The sequence below is a fragment of the Candidatus Parakkermansia intestinigallinarum genome, from assembly GCF_944389695.1.
Lineage (GTDB): Bacteria > Verrucomicrobiota > Verrucomicrobiia > Verrucomicrobiales > Akkermansiaceae > Akkermansia > Akkermansia intestinigallinarum.
The window spans coordinates 1-8508 of record NZ_CALXNG010000051.1 but is presented as its reverse complement, the minus strand read 5'-3'; the positions used below and the strand labels follow the sequence as shown (position 1 = coordinate 8508).

The window sequence follows — 8508 nt, the reverse complement described above, 5'->3', positions numbered from 1 at the left end:
TGGGAGGCAAGACCTGGGGAGTCAGTTTTTTGTTTGCCGGAGGCCACGTTGTGGATCAACAAAACTGCTCGAGACCCCGGCTTTCGGAGGCGCTCAGGGCGAGAGGGGCACGACCCAGAGGCTGCCGAGAGAAAGCCAGATCGGCAGGGTGATGAAGGAGACGGCCGTCGTCGCCAGCAAGACCTGTGTGCCGACCTCGGGCACGCCGCCGAAGCGCTTGGCGAGGATGACGGGGACGACGGCGCTGGGGATGGCGCTCTGGATGACCATGATGCGTTTGATGAGGGGATCGACGGGCAGCAGCCAAGCCAGCAGCAGGATGGCGGCCGGGGCAATCAGGAGGCGAGCCAGCACGCCGGAGATGAGCATGCGGGGCTGCCAGACGAAGTGACGGCTGAGGTCGTACATGGAGCAACCGAAGAGGATGAGGCAGACGGGGGTGGCGACGTTGCCGATCATCTCGGCGGCTTTCATGACGGGGGGCTGGGCGACGTAGCTGCCCAGTCCGCTCCAAGCGAGCGCGAGCGAGAGGCAGACGGCGAGCAGGGGGCCGCGCAGCAGCATGCCGAGCCGCAGCCCGGTGGCGCCGCCGCAGACGAGGATGACGCCGAGGCTCCATACGAAGATTTCGCAGCCCATGTTGTGCACGAAGAGTACGCCCATGGTCGGGTCTCCCGGAGCCGAGAAGAGCATCTGGATGATGGGGATGACGTAAAAGGCGTAGTTTTGGACACCGGCGGTGAGGCTGAAGGTGCGGAGGCCCGTGCCGATGCGCAGGCGCAGCGCTTTGGCGACCAACCATGCGACGAGGACGCCGACGAAGAGCTCCAAAAAGCCGCAGGCGAGGGCTTGGAGGGAGAAAGACACGGAGCTGACGGTGGGGTTAGCCTCCGTCACCATGTATTTCATGATGTTGTAGAAGATGAGGCAGGGGTAGCCGACGTCCATGGCCAGCTGCATGATGGGGCCGTCGTGCTCCGGTGCAAGGGAGCCTTGGCTGCGCAGGCGGTAGCCGATGGCGAAGAAGACAAAGACGGGTATCGTCGAGAGAAAGGAGTTGGCTATGAGTTCCCACATACGACAAAATCAGGGATTGGCAGGGGGTTTCTCGGGCTTCGCGCAGGCGGAGGGACGCAGCCGAGTTTCCGCTCGGGCCATGAGGAGGAAGGCGAGCCGTGAGGCAGGACGGCGGCTCCGTCGACAAGTGAGCCGGGTGCATCCGCCCGACGAGGGCTCGCCGTCACGCCGCCACGCTTTCATGCGGTCACGCTGTCACACAGTCATGCGGTCACGCTGTCTCACGGTCAGGCGGTCAGGCGGCCTCACGGCCTCGCAGCCTCGTAGCCTCATGGTCTCGCGGACTCACCCTCTCGGAAGCATCGCGGTCTCGGGGAAGGCGGGGCTGCGGAGCGACGGACGAAGCGACGGGCGAGGCAGGAAGGCTCGAGCCTTGTGCGTCGGCGCTGCGGCAGAGCATCGCGGAGCTCGCTGCGGGCGCTCGCCCGCCGAAACGGGTTGGTGTTTCCCCGTCTCGGCGGGCGGCGACGGCCGCGCGTGATCTTTATTCGCCGAGCACGCCGGCAAGGGTCTGGGCGACGCCTTGGAAGGCGGCGGCGACGCGGTTGTGGCCGGGGTCTTCGAGAGCGACGGGGCGACCTTCATCGCCGCAGGCGCGCGTTTGGATATCGAGCGGTATTTTGCCCAGCAGGGGGACGCCGAGCTTCTGAGCCTCGCGCTCGCCGCCGCCCTCGCCGAAGATGTTGTAGACGAGCCCGTCGCTGGGGCAGACGAAGTAGCTCATGTTTTCAATGATGCCGAGGATGGGTGTCTCCACGCGGTTGAAGAGCCCCACGGCCTTGCGTGCATCAATGAGCGCCACCTCCTGCGGCGTCGTGACGATGACGGCACCCGCCAGATCGACGGTCTGGACGATGGTGAGCTGGATATCGCCCGTGCCCGGGGGCATGTCGAGGATGAGGAAGTCGAGGCCGCCCCAGTCGACATCGCGCAGGAACTGCTGAACGTAGCGGGTCGCCAGCGGGCCGCGCACGGCGACGGGAGAAGCTTCGTCGATCATGAGGCCCATCGAAAGGAGCTTGACGCCGTGGGCTTCAACGGGGAGAAACTGCTCTTTGTCACTGCAGCCCGGGCGCTCCTTGGTGCCGAACATGAGGGCCATGGACGGGCCGTAAATGTCCAAATCGAGCAGCCCGGTGCGGTAACCGAGGCGAGAAAGAGCCACGGCGAGGTTGGCCGAAACGGTACTCTTGCCCACGCCGCCCTTGCCGGAGGCAACGGCAATCACGTGTTTGACGCCCGGCACGCTCGACTTCCAGTCGGCGGGGTCATCGCTGACGGATTTCTGCTTGCGCGTCTGCGGCGCGTGGTGCTCGATGTTCACGTCGAGCTGCTTGACGCCCGGCAACTCCTTGACAACGCCCATGACGTTCTCGTAGATGTAGCGGGGCACATCGGCATTTTTACTCTCGACCACCAGGTCCACCACGACGGCACCCTCCGGCGAGACTGTCACGTTTTTCACGAGGCCGAACGATACGATATCGCGGCTGAAGCCCGGATACTTGACCGTTGTAAGGGCTGCGCGAACCAGATCCGGCGTCAAATTAGCATCACTCATATGCGTCTGGAATATGCGTCTGGAATGAGAAATCGGAACGGCATCCGTGCGGAGCAAGAGCCCCGCACCGCCGCGCGCCATTGTAGCACGGCGCCGCGCCGAGTTCAAGCGCAAGATTTAAGCTTGCAGCGAGGGGGGCGAAAGACTAGAATGGGACTCGGATATGGTGAAGAACATTCTCGTAACGGGCGGGACGGGCTTTGTCGGCTCGCACCTCTGCCGACGCCTTCTCGCCGAGGGCAACCGCGTCATCTGCCTCGACAACAATTACACGGGCTCTCCCGACAACGTCAGCGATCTCGCGGGGCAGGAGCGTTTCACGCTTGTTGAGCACGATGTCATTAACCCCTTTGACTGCCCCGAGAAACTCGACCGCATCTACAACCTCGCCTGCCCGGCCTCGCCGCCCTTTTATCAGGGTCGGCGCGCGATTTTCACGACGAAGACCTGCGTGCTGGGGATTCTGAACATGCTCGAGCTGGCCAAGCGCGACGGCGCCCGCATTCTGCAGGCTTCGACCTCGGAAGTCTACGGCGACCCGAAGGTGCACCCGCAGGTTGAGAGCTACCGAGGCAACGTCAATCCGAACGGCATTCGCGCCTGCTACGACGAGGGGAAGCGCTGTGCGGAGAGTCTCATGTTTGACTACCACCGCCACGAGGGTGTCGACATTCGCGTCATTCGCATTTTCAATACCTACGGCCCGTCGATGAACCCGCAGGACGGGCGCGTTGTTTCAAACTTCATCTGTCAGGCGCTGCGCGGCGAGGATATCACGATCTACGGCGACGGCAGCCAGACGCGCTCCTTCCAGTACATCGACGATCTCATCGAGGGGATGCTGCGCATGATGGAGAATGAGCGCGGATTCACCGGCCCGGTCAATCTCGGCAATCCTGGTGAGTTCACCGTGCGCGAGCTGGCCGAGATGGTGCTGCACAAGATTCCGGGCACGGGCAGCCGCTTGGTCTTCAAGCCTCTGCCGGCGGATGACCCGGCGCTGCGCCGCCCCGATATCAGCCTTGCCGGCGAACAGTTGGGCTGGGCGCCGACGATTCCGCTCAACGATGGGCTCGACAGGACGATCGCCTACTTCCGCCGCAAGCTCGCCCTCTGAGCCTCCGACCCGGCCCGCAGGGCACGGCTCGCAACGCCCCGCCCGCAAGGGCGCGGCAAAGCGACGGCACGCCTGAGCAACACCACAGGCGCGGCGGCGCGATGCGCGAAGCGCTCGCCGAGAGCTCAGGGCGCCATGCGGCTCTCAAACTGGCGGAATTGGATGGCCTCGTAAAGGTCGGCGTCCGTCAGACCGTCGCGCCCGCCCAAGTCCGCAATGGTGCGGGCGACGCGCAGGATGCGGTCGAAGGCTCGGGCGGAAAGCCCCAGCCGCCGCACGGCTTCGAGCAGCATCTGCTGCTGCGTCAGACTCAGCGGGCAGCAGCGCCTCAGATCGCGCCCGCTGAGGCGGGCATTGCAGCGAATGGAGCTGCCGGCGTAGCGGCGATGCTGACGCTCGCGAGCCTCGAGCACGCGTCGGCGTATGGAGGCGCTGTTTTCGCCGTCAGCCTTGTGCAGCAAGCTCTCCGGGTCGACGGGCGGCACGTCGATGAGAAGGTCGAAGCGATCGAGCAGAGGGCCGGATATCTTGTGCAGGTAGCGCGAGACCTCGCCCGGGCGGCAGCGGCAAGCGCGGCGAGGATCCCCGAGGTAGCCGCAGGGGCAGGGATTCATCGCGGCGACCAGCATGAAGTCGCAGGGAAAATCCATGGTTCCGGCAGCCCGCGAAATCGTGACATGCCCGCTTTCGAGCGGCTGGCGCAGCGTCTCGAGCGTGCGGCGATGAAACTCGGGCAGCTCGTCGAGAAACAACACCCCGTTGTGCGCCAGCGAGACCTCGCCCGGCGATATATTGCTTCCGCCGCCCATCAGCCCGACGTCCGAAATCGTGTGGTGCGGCGCACGGAAGGGGCGCTGCCGCAGCAGACCGCCCGCGCGGGGCAGCAAGCCGCAGACGGAGTGTATCTTGCTGCTCTCCAGCGCTTCCTCGCGCGTCAGCGGCGGCAGAATGGACGGCAGGCGAGACGCCAGCATACTCTTGCCGCTGCCGGGGCTGCCGCACAGCAGCACATGGTGACCTCCCGCAGCCGCAATCTCCATCGCCCGCCGAGCGTAAGGCTGCCCCTTCACGTCCGCGAAATCGGGCCCGCCGCTTGCATCGGGGGCAAAGCTCTGCGCCTGCGTCGTCTCAAAGCGCTCGGGCTCCAGCAGCAGATCCCAAGCATCGCGCAGCGAACGCACGCCGTACACGCGAATGCCGTCCACCACGGCCGCCTCGGCGGCGTTCTCCTCAGCCACCATCAAATAGGTGCGCCCGGCATCGCGCGCCGCCATAGCCAGCGACAAAATCCCGCGCACCCCGCGCACCATGCCGTCCAGAGCCAGCTCCCCGATGAAACTCCAGCGCTCGGGATGCAGCGGCACACGGCGCCGAAAGGGCTCCGGCACATTGCGGTGGTTGATCTGGTAGGCCATCTCCAGCCCGAGAGCAATGGGCAAATCAAAACCCGGCCCCTGCTTCTTAACGTCGGCAGGCGCCAGATTCACCGTCACCACCATCCCGGCCGGGAGAAAAAAACGGCAGTTGCCCAAGGCGGAGGTGACGCGCTGCACACTCTCGCGCACGGCCGCATCAGGCAGGCCGACCACACTGATGCGGCCGGCATCCTCCACCTGATGGGCATCAACCTCCACCTGCACCTCAAAGCCGTCAATGCCGGTGACGGCCGCCGAGTGCAAGCGCGTGATCATAGGCTTGAGTCAAGCCGGCTTCAGGTGCCGGGCTGCGTGCGGAACTCCAGACGTTGCTCGGGGCAAGCGGGGCAGAAGCGGTAATGATCCGCCAAATCACCCACATAGCTCGAGCTCGTCGCGGAAGACGAATTGCACGAGCGGCAGCGATTGATGGAGGACTCAGCGGGCACGCACGGCGTCTGCGCCACCTGTTGCTGCTGGCAAGAAACGGAGAGAGTCGCCAAAACGGCGGAGCCCATCAGAGAGAGGTATTTCATAGCGGAAGGTGTCATGATTGTGTTGACTGTAACATGAGCCGCAGGATCCTGCAAGCAAAAAAGGGACCCCTCCCGCATTTCTTTTCCGGCGTCGCCCCGAGCCGCACTCCGACCCGAAAGCTCCCCCGCCGGAACGGCCTTCGCGCCCGAAACAACGCCCCGCACGCTCCGGCCTCACTTCACCGTCACGCGAGAACCCACTTCGAGCTTATCGTAGAGAATGCGGCAGGCTTCAACGGGCACGCGCACACAGCCGTGAGACTTGCTGTCGCGGTGCACCTGACCGACGTGCATACCGATACTGCCGTTGAATCGCATCCAGTACGGCATGCTCGCGCCTCGGAAAGTCGTACCGGCCGGGCGCGCGCGGCGTGAGTCCGCATCGCCCTGAACGACGCGCCCCGAGGCATCGACAAATGAACCGTAGAGCGTCGAATGGTGATCGCGAATCTTCTCCGTGATGCGGAAAGTGCCGCGCGGCGTTTCATGTCCGCCGACGCGCCCCGAGCACACCGGGAAGTCCATCGCGATCTCATCATTGATGTAGAGCCGCCCTCGCTGCAATGCGAGCAAAATCTCGACGCGCGAATTCTTCGGATCGTAGCGATTCAGCGCCGCCCCGCGCCAGATATCTCGGCTCGTGCGATAGTTCGGGCTGGCGATGAAAGACTCGAACGTGGAGGGAACCCGCTTGTTTTTTGCCAGTCTGTCGAGGCGGTCGCCCTCGCTCTCATAGTGGCGCCGCAGATCGTCCGGAGACTGCGAGCAGGAAGAGGCGAGCAGCGCAAGCGGCACAAGCAGCGCCGTCCATCGGCAAAAATGCGGGAATCGTTTCATGGCGTCAGATGGCTGTGTGGGAAAGAGGATGAAGCGGACACGAACTCAGCAGCGATAAGCCTCAAGGCGGGCCGCGAACTCGCGCGGCAGAATCGCCTCGACAAGAGCATCATTGCCCTCATACTCGGTGCTGATCACCTTGCCGTCGCGGTGCATGATGGCGATAATGCGACTCTCGGCCATGGGAATGCGGTAACGCGCCGTCGAAACACGGTGCGAGAGCATCTCGGTGCAGGCGCTCAGCAACTGCTCGCGGCCCTCATCGCGCAGGACACTCATACTCAGGCAGGGCACATCCGTCTTGGCCGAGAGCGCGGCCAGAGTCGACTCGCGCTGCTCCTCGGGGATGAGATCCGTCTTATTCCAGACGACGACCATGGGCTTATCCGCCGCGCCGAGACTCGCGAGCACCTCGCAGGTCGTCTCATAGTGCCGCAGCGCCTCGCAATCGCTCGCATCGACCACCTGAATCAAAAAGTCCGCCAACGTCGCCTCTTCGAGCGTCGACTTGAAAGCCTCGACAAGGCGGTGCGGCAGGTTGCGGATGAAGCCGACGGTGTCCGTCAGGACGAGAGGCTGACCGTCGGGCAGCTCAATCTTGCGGCTGGTCGTCTCCAGCGTCGCAAAGAGAATATTTTTGGCCAGCACGTCGGCTCCGCTCATCAGATTGAGCAGCGACGATTTGCCGGCATTCGTGTAACCGACGATGGCCGCCGTCGGAATCCCTTGGCGCTTGCGCTCCTTGCGCTGCGTACTGCGCTGGCGGCGCACCACCTCAAGCTCGGCGCGAATCGCCTCAATACGCTCGTGAGCGAGACGGCGATCGACCTCAATCTGCTTTTCGCCCTCGCCTCGGGCCGCCGCGCCGCCGCCTTTTCCGCCGCCGGAACCGCCGCGCTGGCGGTCGAGGTGTTTCCACATACCCGACATGCGCGGAAGCGCGTACTGCATGCGGGCGAGATCGACCTGCATCACAGCCTCGCGCGTCCGGGCGCGCTGCGCGAAAATATCCAGAATAACCTCCTCGCGGTCAATCACAGTCACATTGAGCAGCTTCTCCCACTCGCGCTGCTGGGAAGGCGTCAGCAGATTATCGAAAATGACACAATCCGCACCGAGCTCCTGCGCCTTGGCCTGAATCTCCATAGCCTTGCCGATACCGCAGAGATACTTAGCCTGCACCTCACGGGTAAACTCAAGCATCGTACCGACGATACCGATACCGAGATTGCTCACCAAATCCTGCAATTCGGCCAGCAGAGCTTGGCGTTCGCGGCGGGAATCGCCGGGCATACCCAGAGCAACCAGCAGGGCATGCTCGACCATATCGGGTTTTTCTCGGATTTCAAATGACATAGGGCCTCCTCGGGTTAATGAGAAACGATAAAGAGAAACGGGGCGTTGCTGAAGGCGACGTCGGCACAGGGGCTCAGAGGCTCACGGGCAAGGTGAGCTTGGCCGCAGGGGGCTCAGTTAAAGGAGCGGGACGAATCCACGGGCGAACCGTAGAGCAAATCGCGATCATACGAATTGCAATTGCAGCTCCCGCAGGAGCTGAGAGCCCCGGCCGTGAGAGCCCCGACGAGAAGCAGCAGCGTCGTTTTCATGCGCTCTATTCAAACGCAAAACGTGTCGAAAAGCAAGACAAAAGCCCGCACAAGAAGTCTAAAATGAGCTTGCGCGTAAAAAAATGCTTGCCAAGACTCCTGCTCTGCCGTATAATGCGCGCGCAGTCATGCTGCACAGATGGTGAGCATAGCTCAGTGGTAGAGCCCCGGATTGTGGTTCCGGTTGTCGTGGGTTCGATCCCCACTGCTCACCCTGCGCGGTTTCTTCAGCAATGAGGAAACCGCGCAAATCTTTTTATACACAAGCGCCGCAATATCATGGGTCAAGCGCAAAGTGTGGGGTCAAGCGCAAAGTGTGTGGAAACCGCATATCAGACCACCGAGTGAGCCACCGCTG

At 63.4% G+C, this 8508-nt stretch carries 8 protein-coding genes and 1 tRNA gene; 2 read left to right on the top strand and 7 right to left on the bottom strand.

The window, feature by feature from the left end:
- Positions 1–93: 93 nt before the first annotated feature.
- Positions 94–1077 carry an AEC family transporter gene (locus tag AC6UAL_RS09455; protein ID WP_500683131.1) on the bottom strand — a complete coding sequence of 328 codons (984 nt, stop codon included), beginning with the start codon at positions 1075–1077 and terminating at the stop codon, positions 94–96.
- A 484-nt stretch (positions 1078–1561) separates the two neighbouring features.
- On the bottom strand, positions 1562–2638 hold the full coding sequence (locus AC6UAL_RS09450) for an Mrp/NBP35 family ATP-binding protein (protein WP_500683130.1): 1077 nt from the start codon (positions 2636–2638) through the stop codon (positions 1562–1564).
- Between the two features lie 166 nt (positions 2639–2804).
- On the opposite strand from AC6UAL_RS09450, the gene AC6UAL_RS09445 reads away from it, so the two are divergent.
- Positions 2805–3755 carry a UDP-glucuronic acid decarboxylase family protein gene (locus tag AC6UAL_RS09445; protein WP_500683132.1) on the top strand — a complete coding sequence of 317 codons (951 nt, stop codon included), beginning with the start codon at positions 2805–2807 and terminating at the stop codon, positions 3753–3755.
- A gap of 125 nt (positions 3756–3880) precedes the next feature.
- Here the strand turns inward: AC6UAL_RS09445 and AC6UAL_RS09440 are convergent, their stop codons facing one another.
- The 5 genes from AC6UAL_RS09440 to AC6UAL_RS09420 form a co-directional block, all read right to left on the bottom strand.
- Positions 3881–5446 (bottom strand): YifB family Mg chelatase-like AAA ATPase, encoded by a 1566-nt coding sequence (locus tag AC6UAL_RS09440; protein WP_500683129.1) that lies wholly within the window; start codon positions 5444–5446, stop codon positions 3881–3883.
- Between the two features lie 20 nt (positions 5447–5466).
- Positions 5467–5706, bottom strand: a complete 240-nt coding sequence (locus tag AC6UAL_RS09435) for a hypothetical protein (RefSeq protein WP_500683128.1) — start codon at positions 5704–5706, stop codon at positions 5467–5469.
- A 174-nt stretch (positions 5707–5880) separates the two neighbouring features.
- Positions 5881–6543, bottom strand: coding sequence for a L,D-transpeptidase (locus AC6UAL_RS09430; protein ID WP_500683127.1), 663 nt, complete (start codon positions 6541–6543; stop codon positions 5881–5883).
- Positions 6544–6588: 45 nt separating this feature from the next.
- Positions 6589–7899 carry a GTPase HflX gene (hflX, locus tag AC6UAL_RS09425; protein WP_500683126.1) on the bottom strand — a complete coding sequence of 437 codons (1311 nt, stop codon included), beginning with the start codon at positions 7897–7899 and terminating at the stop codon, positions 6589–6591.
- A 113-nt stretch (positions 7900–8012) separates the two neighbouring features.
- The gene (locus AC6UAL_RS09420; protein ID WP_500683125.1) at positions 8013–8150 is read right to left on the bottom strand and encodes a CGxCxC motif mini-lipoprotein; all 138 of its coding nucleotides are present in this window, start codon (positions 8148–8150) and stop codon (positions 8013–8015) included.
- A gap of 142 nt (positions 8151–8292) precedes the next feature.
- Between AC6UAL_RS09420 and AC6UAL_RS09415 the strand changes: the two genes are divergently transcribed.
- Positions 8293–8364, top strand: a tRNA-His gene (locus tag AC6UAL_RS09415).
- Positions 8365–8508: the final 144 nt, after the last annotated feature.

Excerpts from the sequence above, each read along its gene's own strand:
- AC6UAL_RS09455 (WP_500683131.1), bottom strand. The coding sequence starts at position 1,077 with ATGTGGGAACTCATAGCCAACTCCTTTCTCTCGACGATACCCGTCTTT.
- AC6UAL_RS09450 (WP_500683130.1), bottom strand. The coding sequence starts at position 2,638 with ATGAGTGATGCTAATTTGACGCCGGATCTGGTTCGCGCAGCCCTTACA.
- AC6UAL_RS09440 (WP_500683129.1), bottom strand. The coding sequence starts at position 5,446 with ATGATCACGCGCTTGCACTCGGCGGCCGTCACCGGCATTGACGGCTTT.
- AC6UAL_RS09420 (WP_500683125.1), bottom strand. The coding sequence starts at position 8,150 with ATGAAAACGACGCTGCTGCTTCTCGTCGGGGCTCTCACGGCCGGGGCT.
- AC6UAL_RS09430 (WP_500683127.1), bottom strand. The coding sequence starts at position 6,543 with ATGAAACGATTCCCGCATTTTTGCCGATGGACGGCGCTGCTTGTGCCG.
- hflX (WP_500683126.1), bottom strand. The coding sequence starts at position 7,899 with ATGTCATTTGAAATCCGAGAAAAACCCGATATGGTCGAGCATGCCCTG.
- AC6UAL_RS09435 (WP_500683128.1), bottom strand. The coding sequence starts at position 5,706 with ATGAAATACCTCTCTCTGATGGGCTCCGCCGTTTTGGCGACTCTCTCC.